Origin of the sequence: Paenibacillus sp. PAMC 26794 (genome assembly GCF_000316035.1) — a bacterium.
Classification (GTDB): domain Bacteria; phylum Bacillota; class Bacilli; order Paenibacillales; family Paenibacillaceae; genus Paenibacillus.
Map to the genome: position 1 here is coordinate 1 of NZ_ANHX01000009.1, position 22,573 is coordinate 22,573.

The 22,573-nt window shown below is 45.9% G+C and carries 25 protein-coding genes and 1 other annotated feature; of the genes, 23 read left to right on the forward strand and 2 right to left on the reverse strand.

Annotated features, from left to right (window positions below; translation table 11 throughout):
- Nucleotides 1-1,720, forward strand: a 1,720-nt coding sequence (locus D829_RS33325; RefSeq protein WP_017687668.1) for a hypothetical protein, incomplete at its 5' end; no start/stop codon positions are given.
- 196 nt (nt 1,721-1,916) lie between these two features.
- Here the strand turns inward: D829_RS33325 and serA are convergent.
- On the reverse strand, nt 1,917-3,512 hold the full coding sequence (gene serA, locus D829_RS0104595; RefSeq protein ID WP_017687669.1) for a phosphoglycerate dehydrogenase: 1,596 nt from the start codon (nt 3,510-3,512) through the stop codon (nt 1,917-1,919).
- Nucleotides 3,513-3,711: 199 nt separating this feature from the next.
- Nucleotides 3,712-3,942: a binding site (T-box leader), on the reverse strand.
- Nucleotides 3,943-4,277: 335 nt separating this feature from the next.
- Here serA and D829_RS0104600 point away from each other — a divergent pair.
- From D829_RS0104600 to D829_RS30410, 3 genes are read left to right on the forward strand one after another with little or no spacing between them, the layout of a single operon-like run.
- Nucleotides 4,278-4,871, forward strand: a complete 594-nt coding sequence (locus D829_RS0104600) for a type II CAAX endopeptidase family protein (protein WP_017687670.1) — start codon at nt 4,278-4,280, stop codon at nt 4,869-4,871.
- Nucleotides 4,868-5,320, forward strand: a complete 453-nt coding sequence (locus tag D829_RS30405; protein WP_017687671.1) for a hypothetical protein — start codon at nt 4,868-4,870, stop codon at nt 5,318-5,320. Before D829_RS0104600 ends, D829_RS30405 begins: the two co-directional genes overlap by 4 nt.
- Nucleotides 5,321-5,349: 29 nt before the next feature.
- Complete coding sequence (locus tag D829_RS30410; RefSeq protein ID WP_193748450.1) at nt 5,350-6,147, forward strand: metallophosphoesterase; 798 nt, start codon at nt 5,350-5,352, stop codon at nt 6,145-6,147.
- A gap of 45 nt (nt 6,148-6,192) precedes the next feature.
- On the opposite strand, the gene D829_RS0104615 is transcribed toward D829_RS30410, so the two are convergent.
- On the reverse strand, nt 6,193-7,089 hold the full coding sequence (locus tag D829_RS0104615; RefSeq protein ID WP_017687673.1) for a polysaccharide deacetylase family protein: 897 nt from the start codon (nt 7,087-7,089) through the stop codon (nt 6,193-6,195).
- 94 nt (nt 7,090-7,183) lie between these two features.
- Between D829_RS0104615 and D829_RS0104620 the strand changes: the two genes are divergently transcribed.
- The 19 genes from D829_RS0104620 (at nt 7,184) to spoIVA (ending at nt 22,412) form a co-directional block, all read left to right on the forward strand.
- Nucleotides 7,184-7,537 carry a hypothetical protein gene (locus D829_RS0104620; RefSeq protein ID WP_017687674.1) on the forward strand — a complete coding sequence of 118 codons (354 nt, stop codon included), beginning with the start codon at nt 7,184-7,186 and terminating at the stop codon, nt 7,535-7,537.
- Nucleotides 7,538-7,724: 187 nt separating this feature from the next.
- Nucleotides 7,725-8,339, forward strand: a complete 615-nt coding sequence (locus D829_RS0104625) for a genetic competence negative regulator (RefSeq protein WP_017687675.1) — start codon at nt 7,725-7,727, stop codon at nt 8,337-8,339.
- Between the two features lie 43 nt (nt 8,340-8,382).
- On the forward strand, nt 8,383-9,078 hold the full coding sequence (gene prsW / locus D829_RS0104630) for a glutamic-type intramembrane protease PrsW (RefSeq protein WP_017687676.1): 696 nt from the start codon (nt 8,383-8,385) through the stop codon (nt 9,076-9,078).
- A gap of 114 nt (nt 9,079-9,192) precedes the next feature.
- Nucleotides 9,193-9,363 (forward strand): hypothetical protein, encoded by a 171-nt coding sequence (locus D829_RS33630; RefSeq protein WP_017687677.1) that lies wholly within the window; start codon nt 9,193-9,195, stop codon nt 9,361-9,363.
- A 121-nt stretch (nt 9,364-9,484) separates the two neighbouring features.
- On the forward strand, nt 9,485-10,831 hold the full coding sequence (gene ypeB, locus D829_RS0104640) for a germination protein YpeB (RefSeq protein ID WP_017687678.1): 1,347 nt from the start codon (nt 9,485-9,487) through the stop codon (nt 10,829-10,831).
- Nucleotides 10,832-10,978: 147 nt separating this feature from the next.
- Nucleotides 10,979-11,632, forward strand: coding sequence for a flagellar brake domain-containing protein (locus D829_RS0104645; protein ID WP_017687679.1), 654 nt, complete (start codon nt 10,979-10,981; stop codon nt 11,630-11,632).
- Nucleotides 11,633-11,695: 63 nt separating this feature from the next.
- Complete coding sequence (locus D829_RS0104650; protein WP_017687680.1) at nt 11,696-11,920, forward strand: hypothetical protein; 225 nt, start codon at nt 11,696-11,698, stop codon at nt 11,918-11,920.
- Between the two features lie 103 nt (nt 11,921-12,023).
- Nucleotides 12,024-12,728 (forward strand): (d)CMP kinase, encoded by a 705-nt coding sequence (gene cmk / locus D829_RS0104655; protein WP_017687681.1) that lies wholly within the window; start codon nt 12,024-12,026, stop codon nt 12,726-12,728.
- Nucleotides 12,725-13,312 carry a lysophospholipid acyltransferase family protein gene (locus D829_RS0104660; RefSeq protein WP_017687682.1) on the forward strand — a complete coding sequence of 196 codons (588 nt, stop codon included), beginning with the start codon at nt 12,725-12,727 and terminating at the stop codon, nt 13,310-13,312. Before cmk ends, D829_RS0104660 begins: the two co-directional genes overlap by 4 nt.
- Nucleotides 13,313-13,454: 142 nt before the next feature.
- Entirely contained in the window at nt 13,455-14,669 is a 1,215-nt protein-coding gene (gene rpsA, locus D829_RS0104665; protein ID WP_017687683.1) for a 30S ribosomal protein S1, read from the forward strand.
- A 185-nt stretch (nt 14,670-14,854) separates the two neighbouring features.
- A complete protein-coding gene (gene der / locus D829_RS0104670; RefSeq protein WP_017687684.1) occupies nt 14,855-16,177 on the forward strand; it encodes a ribosome biogenesis GTPase Der in 1,323 nt (440 codons plus the stop codon).
- Nucleotides 16,178-16,188: 11 nt separating this feature from the next.
- Entirely contained in the window at nt 16,189-16,812 is a 624-nt protein-coding gene (gene plsY / locus D829_RS0104675) for a glycerol-3-phosphate 1-O-acyltransferase PlsY (protein WP_017687685.1), read from the forward strand.
- Complete coding sequence (locus tag D829_RS0104680; protein WP_017687686.1) at nt 16,805-17,845, forward strand: NAD(P)H-dependent glycerol-3-phosphate dehydrogenase; 1,041 nt, start codon at nt 16,805-16,807, stop codon at nt 17,843-17,845. The genes plsY and D829_RS0104680 overlap by 8 nt, the downstream gene beginning before the upstream one ends.
- A gap of 103 nt (nt 17,846-17,948) precedes the next feature.
- Nucleotides 17,949-18,224: a stage VI sporulation protein F gene (locus tag D829_RS0104685; RefSeq protein ID WP_017687687.1), complete on the forward strand. Its 276-nt coding sequence runs from the start codon at nt 17,949-17,951 to the stop codon at nt 18,222-18,224.
- A gap of 173 nt (nt 18,225-18,397) precedes the next feature.
- The gene (locus tag D829_RS0104690) at nt 18,398-18,577 is read left to right on the forward strand and encodes a DUF2768 family protein (protein ID WP_017687688.1); all 180 of its coding nucleotides are present in this window, start codon (nt 18,398-18,400) and stop codon (nt 18,575-18,577) included.
- An 83-nt stretch (nt 18,578-18,660) separates the two neighbouring features.
- Nucleotides 18,661-19,278 carry a hypothetical protein gene (locus D829_RS0104695; RefSeq protein WP_017687689.1) on the forward strand — a complete coding sequence of 206 codons (618 nt, stop codon included), beginning with the start codon at nt 18,661-18,663 and terminating at the stop codon, nt 19,276-19,278.
- 17 nt (nt 19,279-19,295) lie between these two features.
- Entirely contained in the window at nt 19,296-19,646 is a 351-nt protein-coding gene (locus D829_RS0104700; RefSeq protein ID WP_017687690.1) for a 2Fe-2S iron-sulfur cluster-binding protein, read from the forward strand.
- A 46-nt stretch (nt 19,647-19,692) separates the two neighbouring features.
- Nucleotides 19,693-20,472, forward strand: coding sequence for a hypothetical protein (locus tag D829_RS0104705; RefSeq protein WP_017687691.1), 780 nt, complete (start codon nt 19,693-19,695; stop codon nt 20,470-20,472).
- Between the two features lie 461 nt (nt 20,473-20,933).
- Nucleotides 20,934-22,412: a stage IV sporulation protein A gene (gene spoIVA, locus D829_RS0104710; RefSeq protein ID WP_017687692.1), complete on the forward strand. Its 1,479-nt coding sequence runs from the start codon at nt 20,934-20,936 to the stop codon at nt 22,410-22,412.
- Nucleotides 22,413-22,573 lie beyond the last annotated feature (161 nt).

The following is a 22,573-nucleotide window of genomic DNA, read 5'->3' on the forward strand; positions in this document are numbered from 1 at the left end:
AGCCACAGGTATAACCGGAGCCACGGGAGTCGGTATAACCGGAAGTACTGGAGTTACTGGTGTTACTGGGGGAACAGGAGCTACAGGTATAACCGGAGCCACGGGAGTCGGCGTAACGGGAAGTACCGGAGTAACTGGTGTTACAGGGGAAACAGGAGTTACAGGTATAACCGGAGCCACGGGAGTTGGCGTAACGGGAAGTACCGGGCCAACTGGTATCACTGGTGAAACTGGAGCCACGGGAGTTGGCATAACAGGAAGTACCGGAGCAACTGGTGCGACTGGGGGAACAGGAGTTACAGGTATAACTGGAGCCACGGGAGTGGGCGTAACGGGAAGTACCGGGGCAACTGGTGTCACAGGGGAAACCGGAGCAACTGGTGCGACTGGAGGAACCGGAGCCACGGGAGTCGGCATAACAGGAAGTACCGGAGCAACTGGTACGACTGGTGAAACAGGAGCGACTGGTGTTGCAGGGTTGACTGGGGCGACTGGAATTACAGGAGTTACTGGTGTTACTGGGGGAACAGGAGCCACAGGTATAACCGGAGCCACGGGAGTCGGTATAACCGGAAGTACTGGAGTTACTGGTGCGACTGGAGGAACAGGAACCACAGGTATAACGGGAAGCACCGGAGCGACTGGAATTACAGGAGTTACTGGTGTCACAGGTATAACAGGAGCCACTGGAGTAGGCACAACAGGAAGTACTGGAGTAACTGGTGTCACTGGGGGAACCGGAGCGACAGGTATAACAGGAGCCACGGGAGTCGGCGTAACGGGAAGTACCGGAGCAACTGGTGCTACAGGGGAAACAGGAGTTACAGGTATAACGGGAGCCACGGGAGTCGGCGTAACGGGAAGTACCGGAGTTACTGGTGCGACTGGGGGAACAGGAGCCACAGGCACAACCGGAGCCACGGGAGTTGGCATAACAGGAAGTACCGGAGCAACTGGTGCGACTGGGGGAACAGGAGCCACAGGTACAACCGGAGCCACGGGAGTCGGCGTAACGGGAAGTACCGGAGTTACTGGTGCGACTGGGGGAACAGGAGCCACAGGTACAACCGGAGCCACGGGAGTTGGCATAACAGGAAGTACCGGAGCAACTGGTGCGACTGGGGGAACAGGAGTTACAGGTATAACGGGAGCCACGGGAGTTGGCGTAACGGGAAGTACTGGAGCAACTGGTGCGACTGGGGGAACAGGAGCCACAGGTACAACCGGAGCCACGGGAGTCGGCGTAACCGGAAGTACAGGAGTTACCGGAGCAACAGGTGCAACAGGTGCAACAGGTGCAACAGGTGCAACCGGAACATCTGTAACATCTAATTCGGCTTTTGCTGAGAACACTAATGGTACGATTGTTGTAATATTGGGTGGTACACTCGTTCCATTACCGAATAACCAAAATATTGGCACGGGTATAACCGTCAATGGGACAAATGACACCTTCACGCTGACTAATGCAGGTCGTTACTATATCTCATACAAAATAAATCTGACAGCTGCACTTGCTATCCAATCTCGGGTTTTACTTAACGGTACAGCTATTCCAGCGAGTGTAGTATCTCCAGTACTTTCTCTCAGTCAGCTGCAGTCTGACTTTATGGTTACCGTTACCGCTGGTTCTACAATACAGTTACAATTATTCGGGCTCGTTGGCACAGCTATTCTTTCTCCTCCGGGATCTACACTAAACATTATTCAGTTAAGTTAATAGTTCGATTACGTATTAAGACTATTTCCATTGACCAAAAGAAGCGGAGTTCATATGGGGGGTGATGGGCACCCCTTTTCCAATTCCAAAAATATTTTGTTTGCAAACTTCATCACCGATATTTCAGCGAGTACACGAAAAAAAGACGGGACCACTAGGGCTCCGTCTCTCCTTATACATTTGAAAATATGTTTGATTATTCCAGAACAATTTCAACAGCAGTATTGATTTCAGGCAGCGCAGCGAGCTGCACAAGCACATCTTTTGGAACAGCTTTATCTACGGTCAGAATCATGATCGCTGCACCACCAATAATTTTACGTCCAACCTGCATGGATGCGATGTTGACATCGTTTTGTCCAAGCAGGGTTCCTACACGTCCGATAATACCTGGTTTATCGTTGTGGGAGATCAAAATTTGATGACTTTCCGGAGCGATATCTACCGGGAATTTGTCCAGACGAACAATACGTTCTCCATAACCTGCAAGCAATGTACCTGCTACACGACGTTCCTCAGCATCCTGAGTTGTAACCAATGTTACGGTAATCAGGTTAGTAAATCCTTTAGTTGTTGAGGTTTGGCTTACAACGACATTCAGATCACGGATTTTGGCCAGATGCATGGAGTTGACAATGTTGGCTTCCCCACCCAAATGTCTGGCTAGAATCCCTTTCACAATGTAGCGAGTGAGAGGAGATGTATCTACTTCAGAAAGTTCACCAGCATAGTCAATCCGGATCTCCTGCACTGCATTTTGTGTAATCTGTGCTGCAAAACTACCCAACGTTTCACCCAGTTTGAAATACGGCTGCAATTTGTTCATCACGGTTGGTGCAACAGCCGGCATGTTAACTGCGTTTTTAAACGGTTCGTTACGCAAAATGTGAAGCACCTGTTCCGACACATCGATAGCCACGTTCTCTTGTGCTTCTACTGTGGACGCACCAAGATGAGGCGTAACGATAATGCTTGGGTGATTCAGGAACGGGTGATCAGCGGCTGGCGGCTCGCTTTCGAATACGTCAAATGCTGCACCAGCAACAATACCTTGATCAATGGCTTCGACAAGTGCCATCTCGTCAACTACACCACCACGAGCACAGTTGATGATACGCATGCCTTTTTTCATCACTTCGAATTGTGGACGTGAAATCATATGCCGTGTTTCCGGTGTTAATGGCGTGTGAACGGTCATGAAGTCCGCATTGCGAATGATATCATCTACACTAGCCAGCTTCACTTGCAGCTTCTCGGCACGCTCCTCCGTGAGGAACGGGTCGTAAGCAAGAATGTCCATTCCGAATGCTTTGGCGCGCTTGGCAACTTCACTACCGATCCGTCCCATACCCAGTACACCGAGCGTTTTATTTCTTAATTCCACACCCAGGAAGGTTTTACGATCCCACGTACCCTGAATAGTCTTGGCATATGCCTGAGGAATGTGTCGTGCCAATGCCATCATCATGGCAAACGTGTGCTCACAGGTTGTGATGGTATTGCCATCAGGTGCATTAATAACGATGATACCGCGCTGTGTAGCAGCTTCCAGATCAATGTTATCTACACCAACACCTGCACGTCCGATCACTTTAAGGTTGGTACCAGCCGTCATAATACGATCTGTAACACGAGTCTGGCTGCGAACCAAGAGGGCATCATATTCACCAATAATGGCAACAAGTTCATCTTCACTAAGACCGGTTTTCTTCTCAACAACAACATCATTTGCATCCACCAGTTGCTGGATCCCCAGATCACTGATTGGGTCTGACACTAACACTTTGTACATGGTTTCTTCCTCCTTAGGTATGTGTATCTATATCGTCAAGGTCTGACCTCAGCGAAGAGGTGTTCCTTAAAACCAGGTTGATTCTTCCGCCCAACAACGCGGTGTCGCAACAGAGGGGGAAGGTGAAGCAAATAGAGTGATCCCACAGATATCCTTTAAAATAAATCAAAAAACTCTCAATCCACATACTGCTTGCGCAATAAGGGACGAGAGTTGTCGTGGTACCACCCTAATTCACCGCCGTTTCGCAACGACAGTCTTAGCGGTCAATGAAGACCGAAGAGGATAACGGGTCTAAACCGATTGCACCTACTCCAATTTCAATGCAATAACTCAGGAGCGCTCAAGACCATTTGCCTGCCACCGATTCACACCTACCATCGGCTCTCTGTAAGACGAAGCAACGTCTTTTTTCCATCATCGTGTTTAACGTGACTAATTTTTTCATAATGTATCATGGCTGACATGAGCATGTCAATAGGCTTAAATGTTTTAAATTGTTTTGCAGATGTCTTTAGATTCACACATAAACAGAGTCACCATAAGTAATACAATAGTTAATATACCTACCACAAGAAGATGGAAAGTGAGCTGTTTGGTGAACTGAATTTTACTGCTTTAATGAAGTAATGGCACGGACATAAAACCAGGACTTGGGGCAGGCCTTGAACCTAATTGGTTTTTTGGCTATCATTTAATATACTATCCGATTGGACAACGTAATTGTTATCCATCAAATTTAACTCAAGAGGACAGACGCATCCGATGAAAAAATTCAAGTTTCCCAAGTTCAAGATTCAGAAGGCTGAGCCACAGCAGCTTACCGAGCGTTTGCTTTTAATCAATCTATACTTTACACAAGGTTTGACGCTGATTATCGGAGTTGTGTGGATCTTATTGCAGAAACGAAACTTGTTAGATGTACTCGCATGGCCTGATAATTACCAATTTATATGGTGGGGTCTTGGTCTTGCAGGAATAATGCTTGTTATGGACTTGGTACTGTCGTATGTTATACCTCAGGAAAGCATGGACGACGGTGGAATTAACGAGATGCTGTTCCGTGGGCGTCCGATCTGGCACATTGTATGTATAGCAGCCATTGTTGCTGTGTGTGAGGAATTATTATTCCGTGGAGCCATCCAACATGCCATCGGTCCTTACTGGACAAGTATTTTATTTGCAGTTATCCATATTCGTTATTTGCGCCACTGGATTCCAACAGGCTGGGTGTTTATCTCAAGTTATGGATTGGGTTGGATTTACTTGCAGTCCGGCACATTATGGGCGCCTATATTATGTCACTTTATTATTGACTTGGTGTCCGGATTAGCGATACGTTTTCGGAGGGGATCATGAATCAGCCATTAAGTAGAATGAAGACATATGGCAGTCAGCGCCATCGTCAATCGGATAAAAAAGAGAAATCCGAGCGTCAGGTGGCTTCTCAAGTAAGCATCGTTGCTGAAACGGCAGCAGCTGCTGAGGTTGGCGGAATCACACCAATTACTTCCGTTTCTTTACCTAGATCACAGCGCAAGCCCTATACAGAAAAGCTGGAAAGTCCAGTACTTCCTCAAAGGGCACCATCTCGCTCCAAAAAAACGCCAAATTCAACGGAAGAATCGATCCCCGAAGCGGGTTCGCTTCCTACACGGACAGAATTACATCCTTCACGTCGGTTAAAATTGAGCAAGAGGTTTGTTAATTCACTCATTTTTATTTTTGTCATGTTAACGATTAGTCTGGTTTGGTGGGGGGTTGAAGGGGCACCTGCTCTGAATACGTTCCTTCCCTTGCCGTGGTAATGCTTTTACTCGCAGGTTTAATCATTTTGATGGGAGTTTTACTACTTTTTCATATGTGGCGTGAAGCCCACGTTCATCAAATGATTGAAGAAGAGGTTGAAGTGCCTCATCTGCCAACATCCTTTGACGGGGCTATGATTTTGTATGTATCCGACACGCACAAGCGCAAGCTGAAGCAGAAGGATCTGGAAAACGTTAAAAACAAGGTGGACTGGGTTCTCATCGGCGGGGATGTTGCGGAAAAAGGAATCTCATGGTCTCTAGTTAGACATAACATGAAAATTTTATCGAACATTGCTCCTTCATATACGGTGTATGGCAACCATGACAAGAGGGCTGGTACCGCTCAACTTGCGCGAATCCTTCGGGAATCGGACGTTAAGCTCCTGCAGGATAATGTAGAATATCTGCAAAGGGGCAACGACAGATTGAGCCTGATCGGCATAGACTATCGTTCCAAACAGGGCGATGTATTACTACAGCAGATCGGTAACCGTTTTTGCAAAATTGCTATCGTTCATGATCCTTTGCAGGCCCTTCGATTGGAAGAAAATGCAGATCTTATTTTGAGCGGTCATACACATGGCGGACAATTGGTTTTACCATTTTTCGGACCTGTGTTCCTGAGCAAAGCGTATCGTCCTGTATCGAACGGGTGGTACTCCCTGAAGCGAAGTCCGGAGGACGTTCTCCAAGAAGGCAAAATGCTTGTTAGCAGAGGATACGGAACGAATCATTTTCCTCTCCGACTAGGTTGTCCAGCGGAGATGCATATCATCACGTTAAGAGTGCCCGCGGAAAAAGCACTCACAGAGAAACAGCCTTGATCCAATCGATCAAGGCTGTTTTATTTTAATGCGCAAAATTACAATTTAACGAGCTTCCAATTCAATTGCACGCGGATCAACAAAGGAATAGCCTTTCTTTTCGAGCTTCGTCAGCAACTCATCCAATGCTTCAACCGTCCATGGCAACTCGTGCATCAAAATATTGCTTCCGGGATTTAACTGGTCCAGTACATTTTGAATGACTTTTTCCGGTTTGTCTTTGGTGCTTTTATCCCAATCGAGCGAACCATTAGACCAAGTCATATATAACATGCCATTTTTCTTCACAGCAGCCTTCAGTGCATCATTTCCCGAACCAAAAGGTGGACGGAAGAATTGCGGTTCCTCACCAATGGTATCCTTCACTATTTTCTGGACATCTGTAACCTGTTTTGCCGCCTCAGCGTTGGACATTTTTTTGAGATCCTCATGATCCCAGGCATGATTGCCTACAATCTGACCCCGTTCATGGATGAGTTTGAGTAATTCCGGATGGCTTTTCACCCGATATCCATTGACGAAAAATATCGCTTTAGCGTTATGTTTATCTAAAGTGTCGATCAGTGAAGTAATCATTTTTTCTTCTTTAGGTCCATCATCGAAAGTTAACAAGACCACTTTGTTTGGGCTCGCTTCATCGTTTGGTTTAATATAATAATTTTCATTCATATGATATGTCTTTTCCACTTTCTCTTCTGTAGAAACCTTCTCCGAAGATTCAGGTTCTTCTTCTGTCGCAGTTGAATCTTCCGTTGAAGGCTCGGGCACACCAGTTCCAGGTTCTCCTGTTTCAGTTGGGTTAGAGTTACCTTGCTCTTCTTGAACCGTGGTAGTTGATTCCCCCGCTGGTGTGGAATTATCAGATGTTTTTTCTTCCGCTGTCCCACAAGCTGACAGCAGCAAACTTGCAGCAATTATCAATGCGGCGGTATGTCTGAACATGATTTCAACTCGCTTTCCTGTATTTATACGGAATGAGATCGCTCACTACCGCAAACACTAAATATGATTTTAACACTTGAAGGAGGTTGGTGTAATGAAGACGTCATCCTTTTTTTGGGGCATTGTCATTGGTGTTGCAGCCAGTTCATGGCTGTCCAAAGGCAGATTGCCCATGATGTCATCGGGTTCATCAAGAAATATGATGGATCAGGCAAAACATAAGATGATGGAAATGACTTTCCCGGGTATGGACGGGTTCACAAGTAAGAAAAATCAACATGGTGAATCCCACAAAAATCCGACAGCAAAGACCGCAAGAGCAATCACACCGCAGGAAAAAGAAGCGAATATGAGCATGCTCAAAGATTTTATTCGCACCAATCCGGATGTGAAGCATGAAGTTGAGCAAATTTTAAGCCAAACAAACACAACAGTACCGGGTTTATAAACCAAAACTCCCAATTAGAATCATCCACAGTCTTGATTTGCTGTGGAATGATTCTTTTTTTGTCGATTTTACTTCGTGCATTTAGAGGTATAAAATGATAACATAACTACATAGATTTATTTTCAGCACATATTGTTTTGTGCTTCATAATCTGTTATAAGACTTGCTTATAAAGGGGAGATCCTGTATGAAAATAGAACGACTAAGTCACGATAAGATACGGATTTTCCTGACCTTTGACGATCTGAGCGAGCGCGGAATACAAAAAGAAGATATGTGGCAGGAAATACCTAAGGTTCATGAACTGTTCACTGAAATGATGGATCAGGCCTATTCCGAACTTGGATTTGATGCCACAGGTCCACTCGCTGTCGAAGTATTCGCACTTCCCGCTCAAGGGATGGTTGTCATTGTCACACGTGGAAAATATGATCCGCAACAATATGGTTTAGGTCATGAAGATGATCTTCCTGAAGAAGTATATGAAATGGAAGTTACACTCGAGCAAAGCGATTCCATTGTTTATGCATTCAAGGACTTTGAAGTGCTCATTGAAGCTGCACATATGTTGCGTCAGCATGTTACGGATGCTGGGAGACTTTATTCTTATAAAGACAAGTGGTTCTTGCATTTGGAGCCAGATGAGGTAGATTCCACCAAACATGCGGCATTGATTGCCTTGCTTGCTGAATTTGGCGAAGGCTCCTCAGTTACTCCAGCAGTTATGGAAGAGTATGGTAAGGTTGTTATTCCTGCACAAGCGATTGATGTTATCTGCACCCACTTCAAACGCCAGGATTAATCTCTAGTTGTAATCGCGTCTTTAGTCAGAGGAGGGAATTTCGGTGCTTTTGTTTTCGGTCTTAGCGGCAGCAGTTGCTCCGGGTCTCGCCTTGTTAACATACTTTTACCTGAAAGACCGTTATGATTATGAGCCACTTCATATGGTATTGCGGGTTTTCCTCATGGGGATTCTGATGGTACTGCCTGTGATGATTATTCAGCGTGGCATGATGATGTGGCTCGGGGATAATCCTTATCTTGAGGCCATTATGATCTCAGGTGGTGTGGAGGAATTCGTTAAATGGTTCGTACTTTATCATATCATCTATAATCACACCGAATTTGATGAGCCGTATGACGGGATCTTATATGCAGTCGCTGTTTCACTTGGATTTGCCACTGTTGAGAATGTGTTGTATGCCTTTGCGGGGAATGCATCCGTCTCAGCCATGTTCCTTCGGGCACTGCTCCCTGTTTCAGGGCACGCTATGTTTGCGGTAATCATGGGTTATTACATGGGGAAAGCCAAGTTTATCGGTGGTAAGAAAAAGCGGTGGTACCTGGTTCTTTCTCTGGTGTTACCTTTTTTCTGGCATGCATTGTACGATGTCATCATGAACACCATGGTGAATCATTGGTTGTGGTTTATAGCGCCGCTAATGGCGGGCCTGTGGTATGGGGCAATGGGTAAAATCACACGAGCTAATAACCGTTCTCCTTTTCGTTTTGTGAAGCGGGAGGAAGAGGTTAAATTATAAAAATACGGACACACTGGTGGACATAAAGCGCATATTGCGCCTATGGCTCCGGTGTGTTTTTATTTTTACAGATAAACTCCCGGGGAATGACCAACAGAAACGGAGATCGTTGTGATGAGAATTAAAATTAAAATCAGATGCAAACAATGCGGTGAACGATTTACATTACGAGGCAAGAAAGAACGGGGCCGGATTGAGACGGGATTCAAGCAGTGCCTCTGTGATAACAGAGACCAGTTCGAAATTCAAGAAGAGGGCATGGCAACTGGGGTCCAGCTGAATTAAAAGGAGGACCCAAACAGTACTTTAGCAGCCTGCTTGTGTAAGGACTGGAAATCGCATGCATAAGAGATCTTTCTTCGATCCACAATAGAGGTAGTGGTTTAGAAGAAAGGAGACTCTACCGATGTATAAACGATTAAGTTCAGTTATGTTTCCGATATTTGCGGTTCTGCTGGTCGGTGCGCTTGTGTGGGGCTATCAGGAGAATCAGGAGAAGAATGCAATTCTGATCAAGGCAGAGAATCAATATCAGCGTGCCTTTCACGATTTATCTTTTCATATGGACAAATTGCATTCGGAGATTGGCAACACCTTGGCGGTTCACTCTACATCACAGGGGATGCATCGCAAAGGTCTGATGAATGTATGGCGACTCACCAGTGAAGCGCAGAATGAGATCAACCAACTGCCACTCACTATGCTGCCATTTAACGAGACAGAGGAGTTTCTCTCGCGGATTTCCAACTTTGCCTATAGGGCTTCGATGCGTGACTTGACGAACGAACCGCTAAGTGAGAAGGAAATGGGCAACCTGAAAAAGTTGTATCAGAATTCATCCGAGATTACCAAGAATCTGCAGGATGTGCAGCAGAAAGTGCTGACGGACCGATTGCGCTGGATGGATGCAGAGACTGCCATGGCAACACAAGAGCAAACCATGGACAACACGATCGTTGATGGTTTTCGTACAGTGAACAAAAAGGTACAGGAATACCCGGAGCTTGATTGGGGTCCTTCCGTATCCAGTATCTATGCAAAACGATCAGTCAAGAAACTGGACGGCTTGCCGGTGACCAAAGAACAGATCCAGAGCAAGGCTGCAAAATTCTCTGATGCGGATCGTAGCAAAATCCAAGTGCAGGAGAACGGCAAAGGAACAGACTGGGAGTCCTACACTGCCACGATTGATCATGCCAACAATGGCAAACTGATGATGGATTTCACTCGTAATGGCGGAATGCTGATCTCTTACAGTAATACGCGTCCAATTGGAACCAAAAAAGTGTCTCGTCAGAATGCCATGACCAAAGCGGATCAATTTCTAATGAACAAAGGCTATAAGGATATGAAGGCTGTAAACTATGATGAATATGGTAATCTGGGTAACCTTACTTATGTGCGTAAGCAAGGGGACACCTTGATCTATCCTGAGAAAATGTCAGTTCGTGTAGGTTTGGATACAGGCGAAGTAACCGGCTTCCAGGCGAGTGACTTTGTCTACGAACATAATGACATGCGCAAAATTCCGAAAGCAACTCTTACGGAGCAACAGGCGCGGAAAAAGCTTAATTCGGAGTTCGAAGAAAATTATGTTCGCAAATCCCTGATTGAGAATGATTACAGCAAAGAAGTATTGTGTTATGAATTCGGAGGGAAAATTAACGGTTCTCGTTACCGGATATACATTAATGCGAATACAGGAATAGAAGAAGCGGTTGAAGAGATCAAACCGGTCAATGCAACCTCATAAAAAGATGGATAATTTGAATTTGAAGTTGAGCGAATAACTGCGGCAGACCACGATGTGGTCTGTTTTTTCTTGTTCAATGTGAGAAAGGTCATGGTATAATAGTCCTTGTACATACGAAGATAAATACATAAAGTGGCGGTGAACAGCTTGTTTCCGAAAATAAATGAAATTTTATACATCCAGATTGCTTCTGCAGATGAAAAAGAGGAACACAAAGAGTACAAATCACGCATTGCAGATATGGATGACAGCAGTTTTCTGATTGAGGTCCCGATGCAACAAGGAAGCAGCCGTCTGAAAAGGCTCTTTTTCGGAGAAGAATTGTCCATTTCATATATTACGGAGGATGGGGTCCGGCATTATTTTAATACCTATGTCACGGGATTTGAGGAAGATGTGGTCCGTCTTGTCCGTATCCGCAAACCGCTTCCGAGCGATATATCCAAAATACAACGGCGCAGCTTTCTTCGTGTTCATGCAAACCTCGAATTGGCCATCCAGAGTGAAGACCTGACCCGTGCCGTTGGATTGACTGAAGATATTGGTGGCGGTGGATTGTCCATCTACGGCGAAACAGGTTTTTCAATAGCTGAAGGTCAAAAATTGAAATGCTGGTTGCTGGTTCCCTACCGGAATTCAACCATTGAACATGTGAATTTTGAAGCTGAAGTTGTGCGGATCAAAACCCTGGAAACCGGCAGACAGCTATGCATGCTGAAATTTGTGCAGATTTCAGATTCGGAGCGCCAGAAAATTATCAAGTTTTGTTTTGAACGGCAACTTGACTATCGCACGAAATAGGAATGTCGTGGCATAAAAAGAAGAAACTGCGGGTATCGTAATGAAAAAAACGGAGGCATTGCCATGAATCATCGTCATGCAACCCGCAGATATGAGCGACTTTATTATGTTTTCTCCAGGCGAATGGAACGAAAGGTTACGATTCTGATTACAGCCCTTCTAATCCTGCTTGTGGTGTATCAATTGCTGCTGTTGGTACCGGGCTTCAAAAAGTATATGACCACCATTGACCGCCTGGAAGGAAAGCCAATTGAAGTGCAAACGATGAATGATTACAAACGTCGTTGATTTGTCTGTTTTTGCATCCATGTGTAGAGTGTGGTATAATTTTCACGATGCAGGCAATGCCTGTTTTTTTATTGAGGTTTATCGTTTGAGGAGGAATGCCCCGTTGGCAAGCCAGAACACATCAGAGAACGGGAAAATGAACGTTGCAATTGACGGACCTGCCGGTGCCGGGAAAAGCACGGTGGCCCGATTGGTTGCAGAGGCGCTCGCGTATGTATACGTCGATACAGGCGCAATGTACCGTGCGGTAACCTTGCACATGCTTCGGAAAGATATTTCACCGGAAGAAGTGACACAGGTACTTCAGGAAGCCCAAAAGCTGGTCATTGATTTACAACCGGATCCCGACGGACAGAAAGTGTTCTGTAATGGGGAAGAAGTAACCTCGGAAATCCGCTCCCGTGAAGTGACGGGAATCGTGTCCCGATATGCGCAAATCGAGGGGCTGCGTACGCAATTAGTGGATACTCAGCGGCAAATGGCTTTGCGCAAGGGCGTCGTCATGGATGGACGCGATATCGGAACGACAGTACTGCCCGATGCGGAAGTGAAAATCTTCATGACCGCCAGCGTGGAGGAGCGTGCGCTTCGCCGCTTCAAAGAACTGGACCCCTCTGAAGGACTAACGCTGCAACAACTGGAGCGAGACATTGCCACCCGCGATAAATTGGATGAGAGTCGGGAAATTTCCCCGCTTCGTTGTGCTGAGGATGCTATCGTTCTTGATACAACAGAGATGAACATCCATGAAGTGGTTGACAAAATCGTATCTTATTGCACAATGGTCAGAGGAGAGATCGGTCTATGATTTACACATTTTGCAGCACATTACTGCGGATCATTTATACCATTCTTTTCCGCTTGGAGGCCGTTGGACGGGAGAATATTCCGAAAGAAGGCGGCGTACTTTTATGTTCCAATCATATTAGTAACTTCGATCCTCCAACCGTTGGTATCAAACTTCGCCGTCAGGTGCGTTTCATGGCCAAAAGCGAGTTGTTTGAAATTCCGGTACTCGGCCGAATTATTAAAGCCGTGGGCGCTTTCCCTGTTAAACGTGGAGGTGTCAGCAAGGAATCCATCAAGACCTCACTCAATATTTTGCGTGGTGGTGAAGTGCTCGGAATCTTCCCCTCGGGAAGCCGTCACAATGATGGAGGTATCGGCAAAAAAGGGGCAGCGAGTTTTGCTCTCCGCAGTGGCGCTACAGTTATTCCTACTGCTATTATCGGTAACTACAAAGTTTTTCGTAAGATGAAAGTTGTATATGGAGCACCAGTAAGTTTGGACGAGTTCAAGGAAGACCCATCCGGAGAAGCTCTGGAGAAGGCGACTGAAAAGATTATGTCCAAGATTAACGAAATGGTGCAAACGGGCGTGCCAAGCAAGTAATGGCTTCGTCGGTAGCTGAGTGCATGTTTCCATATTTTTGAGGGAGACTAAAGTTTGAGCACTCAGTGATGAAAGTGTTTTGAACTCTGCTACAGGCAGGTTTGAATATAATGGGGTTTTTGAATTGAGGAGGGTATTTGACATGTCGGAAGAAATGAAAAATCAAGAAGCAACCCAAGATGAGTTGGATCAATTCGTTTCCTTGAAAAAAGGAGATACCGTAAAAGGAACCATCGTCAAATTGGAAGATAACCAAGCCTATGTGAGCATTGGATATAAATATGACGGTGTCATTCCAATTCGTGAACTGTCTTCATTACATGTTGACAGCGCGTCTGATGCAGTAGAAGTTGGACAAGAAGTTGAAGCTAAAGTTCTTAGCATCGACGACGAGAAAGAAAAACTCGTTCTGTCCAAACGTGCAATCGACAGCGAAAACGCATGGGATCAATTGCAAAAGCATTTTGAAGACCAAGACGTATTCGAAGTTGTTGTAGGTGACGTTGTTAAAGGCGGTCTGGTAGCAGACGTGGGCGTACGTGGATTTATCCCGGCTTCCATGGTTGAACGCCATTTCGTTGAAGACTTCAGCGACTACAAAGGACGCACACTGCGTGTTAAAGTGAAAGAGATCGACCGTGAGAACAACAAAGTGATCCTTTCCCAAAAAGACGTACTGGAGCAAGAATTCGAAGCAAACAAAGCAACTGTTATGGCTGGTTTGCAAGAAGGTCAAGTCATCGAAGGTACAGTACAACGTTTGACTCAATTCGGCGCATTTGTTGATGTGGGCGGAGTTGACGGTTTGGTTCACGTATCCGAGCTGGCTTGGACTCACGTTGAAAAACCATCCGACGTTCTGTCTGAAGGTGATAAAGTTAGTGTGAAAGTGCTGAAAGTTGACCCTGAAAAAGGCAAAATCAGCCTGAGCATGAAAGCTGTTCAACCAGGTCCATGGGAAACAGCTAGCGAAAAATTCAATTCCAGCGATATCGTAACAGGTGTTGTAAAACGTCTGGTAGACTTCGGTGCATTTGTTGAAATCGCTCCTGGTGTTGAGGGACTTGTGCATATCTCGCAAATCTCCCACAAACACATCGGCACTCCTCATGAAGTGCTGAAAGAAGGACAAGAAGTTCAAGTTAAAATCTTGGACATGAACCCTTCTGAGCAACGTGTAAGCTTGAGCATCAAAGAAACAGAAGAAGCTCCGGCTCAACCACAAAGATCAGAAAGACCTGCAAGAAACAACGCTCCACGTGAAGAAATCAACAATCCAAACGTTTCCTTGAACAATCAAGGTATGAGCACTACGCTTGGCGAACTGTTTGGTGACAAACTCAGCAAGTTTAAATAAGTTAACAATGCATGGTTCTTAGTTATATACTGCATATTTTGCTGAATAACAAAAGCAAGATCGGCGAGCCCAAGGCGGGTTCGCCGATTGTTTTTATTGCGAGTAATTTGGCATGAAACGTTAGCCAAGATATATCTTTTTTGCTATGATGAGTATCGTAAGTATGGACAGGAGGAGTGGAATGTATGGCAAGACCCGTTGTGGCAATTGTCGGACGACCGAACGTGGGTAAATCCACCATTTTCAATCGGATCATCGGCGACAGACTGGCCATTGTGGAAGACAAGCCGGGCATTACCCGTGACCGCATATATGGAATCGGTGAATGGAACGGTAAACCATTTAGTATCATTGATACAGGTGGTATCGAAATTGATGGTGAAGATGTAATCTTAAAATCGATTCGGATGCAAGCAGAGCTCGCTATTGAAGAAGCGGATGTTATTGTATTCATGTGTGATGCAAAAGCAGGTATTACGCAATCGGATGAAGAGGTAGCAGAGATGCTCTACCGCTCAGGAAAGCCTATTGTTGTAGCGGTTAACAAAGTGGATAATATCGGACGAAGTGAGCTCATTTATGAGTTTTATGGATTTGGTTTCGGTGATCCCATCGGCGTATCCGGAAGTCACGGTACAGGTGTAGGTGACTTGCTTGATGCAATTGTGGAGAAGTTGCCAGAACTTGAGGAAGAGACTTACGATGAAGATGTCATTCGTGTAGCTCTGATCGGACGTCCTAATGTAGGTAAATCTTCACTGGTGAACGCTATTCTGGGTGAAGAGCGTGTCATTGTAAGTGACGTGGCTGGAACGACCCGGGATGCGATTGATACACCTTTTGAAAAAGACGGCCAACGTTACGTGCTGATTGATACAGCAGGTATGCGTAAGCGTGGTAAAGTATATGAAACAACTGAGAAATACAGTGTAATGCGTGCGATGCGTGCGATTGAGCGTGCAGATGTTGTTCTGATTGTCATTAATGGTGAAGAAGGCATTATTGAACAGGACAAGCATATTGCAGGATATGCATTCGAAGCTGGTAAAGCGTCATTGTTTGTTGTGAACAAATGGGACGTGGTAGAGAAGCATGACAAGACGATGAAAGAGTTTGAGAGAAAAATTCGGGATCACTTCCTGTTTATGACTTATGCTCCAGTCGTATTCTTGTCAGCCCTCACAAAACAACGCTTACAAAAATTGTTGCCGGTTGTGAAAAGGGTAGCAGATCAACACTCGTTACGTGTACAAACACATCTACTTAACGATGTGGTATCGGATGCAGTAGCTATTAACCCTCCGCCAACGGATAAAGGACGGAGAATGAGAATTAACTATGTGACTCAGGTTGCCGTTAAGCCACCGACCATGGTTGTTTTTGTGAACGATCCGGAATTGATGCACTTCTCATATGAGCGCTACCTGGAGAATAAAATCCGTGCAGCGTTTGATTTCGAAGGAACACCAATTCGCATATTTACTCGGAAGAAGTCCGACGAAAGTTAGGGGAGAAGTGTGTGATTTTACAAATCGCAGCGATTGTACTGAGTTATCTGCTCGGTTCGATCAGCTTTAGTGTCCTCCTTGCCAAAGCGATACGGGGGATCGATATTCGTCAGCACGGAAGCGGAAACGCGGGAGCTACCAATACATTGCGTATTTTAGGTAAAGGACCGGCAATTGCTGTTCTGTTACTTGATGTACTTAAGGGTGTTGCAGCTGTATGGATTGGAATCTGGCTGAGTGACGGTTCTTCCTGGATTCCTGCACTCAGTGGTATAGCAGCCATTGCAGGACATAACTGGCCGCTTTACTTCCATTTTCGTGGAGGAAAAGGCGTTGCCACAGCCATTGGTGTTCTGGTGAGTCTTGCTTTCCTGCCTGCGTTATGTGCTGGGGTGATCGCCATTCTGTCTATTGTATTGACACGCTATGTTTCATTGGGGTCTCTGATTTTTGTAGCATTTACACCCATCTTTATCATGGTATTACCCGGATATTCAATGAATATCTTCTGGGGGAGTCTGATTATTTGTCTGTTTGCGTTCTGGAGACATCGTACCAATATTGCGAAGCTCGCCAAAGGACAGGAAAATAAATTGGGATCGAAAAACCCTGGAGGGGGTAAACGAGTTGTCTAAAAAAGTTGCTGTTCTGGTCGCTGGAAGCTGGGGAACGGCTCTGGCCAGTGTACTCGCCGCCAATCAGTTGGACGTGATGATGTGGACACGTGGTGAAGACCAGGCTAACGAAATCAATAACAAGCACACCAATACTCGCTATCTTCCGGATGCGGAGCTTTCACCACGGATTCAAGCAACAACTGATATGGAAGCTGCGGTGGAAGGCGCTATAGCTGTGTTAATTGTTGCGCCTTCATCAGCCATGCGTGCAGTTACGAACCAGCTTAAGGCTTATTACAAGCCTGAGATGTTAGTTATTCATGCAACCAAAGGTTTTGAGACAGAAAGCCTCAAACGGATGTCCACAGTCATTTCAGAAGAGCTTGAATGTGAAGAAGGACGTGTGGTTGTTCTTTCTGGCCCAAGCCATGCGGAAGAAGTGGTGAAGCGTTGTCCAACGACAGTGGTTGTAGCTTCACTGGATAAGGCATCTGCTGAGTCTACCCAAGCTTTGTTTATGAATGCCTATTTCCGGGTTTACACGAATCGGGACATGATCGGTGTTGAGCTTGCAGGTGCATTCAAAAATATCATTGCTCTTGGTGCAGGTATGTCGGATGGTCTTCAATTTGGTGATAATGCCAAAGCCGCTTTGCTAACACGCGGTCTGGCTGAGATCACACGTATTGGTGTTGAGATGGGAGCAAATCCGCTAACGTTTTCGGGACTTGCTGGAATCGGGGATCTGGTTGTAACGGCTACAAGTCAGCACAGTCGGAACTGGAGAGCAGGTTCCATGTTGGGCCAGGGACAGAAGCTGGATGATGTTCTGAAGTCCATGGGCATGGTGGTAGAAGGCATTCGAACTACGCAAGCTGCCTATTTCATCTCACAAAAATACGGTGTACAAATGCCAATTGCGGATCAGTTATATCACGTTTTATTCCAGGAGAGACAGCCGCGTGATGCGGTTGAAGCCTTGATGGGACGTGACCCGAAGACTGAAATGGAAGTCATGAAACTTGAAACCTGGGAGCAGTGGCATTCCTGATTGTAATCAGCCTAAACGTACCTTGTGAAATAAGAAGCTTATTCACCTTTTCTGTAGCAGACTCATACTATACACATGAGTATTGCCGGAGGAGGGGAGACGAATGGGTAACAACATTTCCAAAGATGCACTGAATGCAATCAATAAGAAAACGGGTAAAACGATAACAGAAGGTGCCGTTAAGAAATTGGCAAGCACGGTGAAACCAACGACGATTCAGAATGAAGCTCAGTTGCGCCAATTGATCAAACAAGTATCCGCCATGGCGAAAGTTCCGGTATCTGAGGATACGGTTAAGGATATTGTGAGTGCGGTCAAGAAAAGTGGATTGAATCCGAGCAGTATGGAATCGTTAATGAAAATGATGATGAAAAAATAATAGATCACACCTGCATGTGCAGGTGATCCAGTAAGACAAAAAGACGAGTCGGCTTCTGCCGGCTTGCTTTTTTGTCTTTTTTTTGGAAAGTTGAGCTGAATTTCGTGTTATAATGGTTGCAATTGTCACAGTGTCAGTGATGAATATCGGACTGAAGGGGAGACTGCTGGATTATGAGCGCAATGGACAAGATGTGGCTGTCATTGGTGGCCATCCTCATTATGGGACTATCTGTATTCCTGATTACGTTTGCTCGTGCCAAAACAAAAGGTATTGTACGGGGGATTCTTTCTCTGATTGCATTTTTGATTATGCTGATTGGGTTTTTCGGTGGAATCGCTTCTCTGACCTGATTTCCCATGCCTGAAAGATAACATCCGCATAAGCACATCATAAGAACTGACACAATGAATACGGATGAGGGGAGTGTGAGCCTATGGGGCCGCATGATACGGAGGGTCGGACAGAGCGTTATCCGGAATTACACGCGGCTTTGCTGGAAACGGCCAAAGCCTGGAACACACAGCCACAGACATGGTTACTTGGAGGAAGTTGTGGGTTGCTGCTTCAAGGGGTGGAGTTGCAACAGGCTCCGAGAGATATTGATATCTATGCGGATGTTGCTGCTGCTAAGGAACTTCACCGTTGCGCTCCGGGGGAAATGCTTGACGAGCCTACAGTGGACAAGACAGGACCGTATGCTTCTCTGCTGAGCCACTATCAGGTGGGTGATTGTGCGCTGGAACTGGTGGGTGGTTTCGAAATATGGGCTCGCAAAAGTTGGTACCGTATCGAGATTGAACATGTACTTGCTCCGTATGCACCAGTAGCACAAGTGGGTTCATATAGCCTGCGACTGATGCCGCTTGCGCATGAGCTGTTGTTTAATCTGCTACGAGGTCGTGAAGATCGTTATGTCCCCATTGCGACACAGATGCGTCAGCAACCACATGCACATCAACCTATATTGATGCTGTTAAGTCAACAGAATGTATGGACAACCCGCTTCAGAGCCGAAGTGGAAGAGCTTGTTGGCTTTACATGGCCCCAGTAGGTTGAGGGAGGAAAATGATGGACTATAAAGTTACTTTTTTACCTATGAACAAATCGATAGCACTCAAACCAGGGGTGACACTTCTGCATGCAGCACGACGTGCTGGAGTCAAGATTACGACCCGATGTGATGGTAAAGCGGCTTGCCTGATGTGCAAAGTGAATGTGGATGAAGAACATCGGGCGGAACTGTATCCACCAACAGATGCAGAAAAGCGCAAGCTGGGTTCACTGTTGGAAGCAGGTACACGACTGTCCTGTCAGGCCAAGGTGTGTGGATCTCTATCGGTTCATGTTCCAGAGGACCCGCTGAAGGCAGCCATTCGGAAACAACTTGAACGTCAACAACAGGAAGACGACTGGTTCTGAGCGTTATGACATTGATTCTCTAATGAGTTATTCAAGGAGGACACGAATGATTAGGAACAAGCCAAAATGTGTGGAAGGAAGCGGACGGCAGCGTCTGAAACATCAAACGGGCGGTCTGCTGTTATTCCTGTTGTTTGCTTTTACAGCAAGTGGTTGTATGTATCCATCCCAGAGCAATTCGGACCCTAAGATAGCCTATCGGGAAAGCGTGAGCCGTATCCAGAGTGCGGTCGAGGCATTCCAGCAAGATGAGGGAATTTTGCCAATCATCAATGCAGATATGGAAACACCAAAATATGAAAAGTTCAGAGTGGATCTGCCCAAGTTGAAACAACTGGGGTATCTGGATGAAATACCGGGGACTGCTTTTGAAAGTGGTGGGAGCGCTTACTTCCTTATTCAGGACGAAGAAGTGAATCCGACCATTAAAGTGATGGATCTTCTGACTGTACAGAAAGTAAACGATGTGCAACGAATGGTTAATCAATATAAGTCCGTACATAACAATAAGCTGCCAAGCGGGGAAGAACTGTATCCGGGGTTATATGCTGTGGATATGGAGCAGGCTGCTCAGGCAGGTACTCCTTCCATTACGCTGAATAGTGTATATTCAGGTCAGGCCTTACCTTTTATGATGGATGACGAAGGCAAGGTCTATGTAGATTATGCTTTTGATATTATGCAGGCAGTGGAAAAGTCTGACGTGTCTCCAGCAGAGACTGAAGATGTTCGGGATTTTCTGTTGGAACACTCCTACTTCGTACCTGTAAAATCCGTTTTCTACGCTTGGAAAAATAATGCGCCAGTTGCCCAGCCAATAAAATAAGCATGGTTGTCGTTGTCATCCATATGATTCTAGCTGTATGACCACCTTGGCACTAATGGTTCAAAAAGAGATATTCCAAATAAGGGATATCTCTTTTTTCTTTTGTCAGTATGAGCAATAACCGTCATAAAAGCTTCACGGAGCACATAAAGTAGATTGAAATAAAGACGCGCAGTCCGAGATCGGGGGATTCTCCTAATGTCATCACCATAAGATAAAAAAACAAAAATACGCGTCATATTGCCGCATACGGATACATAAGATGATACTAGTCCAATTGCATGTACGAGTTAACGCCGCTCTCGCCGGTTTCATCAGAATGCAACGTTCGGCGGCGGACGACTTCCGGGCACTCACAAAGGCGGCTCTACCGTTGCAGGGATTTCAGTCTTCTGATTGAAAAAACGAAGCGGATGCTCTTTAGCATTTTTCCTTCGGAGTAATTTAGGGAGGGGATTTCATTGGAGAAAGTGGACATTTTTAAGGACATAGCTGAGCGGACCGGAGGGGATATTTATCTCGGGGTTGTCGGCGCAGTCCGGACGGGAAAATCAACATTTATTAAACGATTCATGGAAACGATCGTATTGCCTAACATCGCAAGCGAGGCTGATCGTGCCCGTGCAGTGGATGAACTTCCACAGAGTGCAGCAGGTAAAACCATCATGACCACCGAACCAAAATTCGTACCAAATAACGCAGTCCAGATTAAGGTGGCAGAAGGACTCGATGTCAATGTGCGCCTTGTGGATTGTGTAGGTTACGCGGTGGAAGGAGCCAAGGGATACGAGGATGAGAATGGTCCACGCATGATCTCCACGCCTTGGTTCGAGGAACCAATTCCGTTCCAGGAAGCTGCCGAGATTGGTACTCGCAAAGTCATTCAGGAGCATTCCACACTGGGTGTTGTGGTAACAACAGACGGCACAATCGCCGAAATTGCCCGCAGTTCCTATGTGGAATCCGAAGAACGGGTCATTGCGGAATTAAAAGAAGTGGGTAAACCGTTTGTCCTGGTCATCAACTCCACTCGTCCTCGCAGTGAAGAAGCCCTGCAATTGCGCAGTGAGCTTGCTGCCAAATACGACATTCCGGTGATGACACTCAGTGCAGCAACCATGACGGAAGATGATGTGACGGGTGTACTTCGTGAAGTGCTCTATGAGTTCCCAGTACATGAAGTGAATGTAAACTTGCCGAGTTGGGTTATGGTGCTCAATGAGACTCACTGGCTGCGTAGCAACTACGAAAATTCCGTACGGGATACCGTTAAGGATATTCGCAGACTTCGTGACGTGGATCGGGTTGTCGCTCAGTTCATGGAATATGAATTCATTGATCGCGCAGGCCTGAGTGGCATGAATATGGGGCAGGGTGTAGCCGAGATTGACCTGTACGCGCCGGATGAACTGTATGATCAGATTCTCGTGGAAGTGGTTGGCATCGAGATTCGCGGTAAGGATCATCTGCTGCAATTGATGCAGGAATTCTCACATGCGAAGAGAGAATACGACCGCTTCGCAGAAGCGCTGGAGATGGTCAAAACGACCGGATACGGCATTGCTGCGCCATCTCTTGCCGAGATGGCTCTGGATGAACCTGAGCTCATTCGTCAGGGCACCAAATTTGGCGTACGCCTGAAAGCAACGGCACCGTCCATTCACATGATCCGGGTTGATGTGGAATCGGAGTTCGCTCCAATCATCGGCACAGAGAAGCAGAGTGAGGAACTGGTGAGATATCTGATGCAGGACTTCGAGAACGATCCTATCAAGGTATGGGATTCAGACATGTTTGGTCGCTCACTGCACTCCATTGTGCGAGAGGGGATTCAGGGCAAGATTGCCATGATGCCGGATAATGCAAGGTACAAATTGCAAGAGACACTGGGAAGAATCATTAACGAAGGTTCAGGTGGCTTGATCGCTATCATTCTGTAAGACATCAAAAGACCGTAAGGGGGCATCCCCTCGCGGTCTTTTTTACGTGATTTCTTTATTTTGGATGAAATGGATAGGAAGAATAGTACTTTCGAAAAAACTTAGCGAGTTTTAGCTTTAAATTGCTAAAACCCATTTACATACTAGGGATTAGCCGTTAT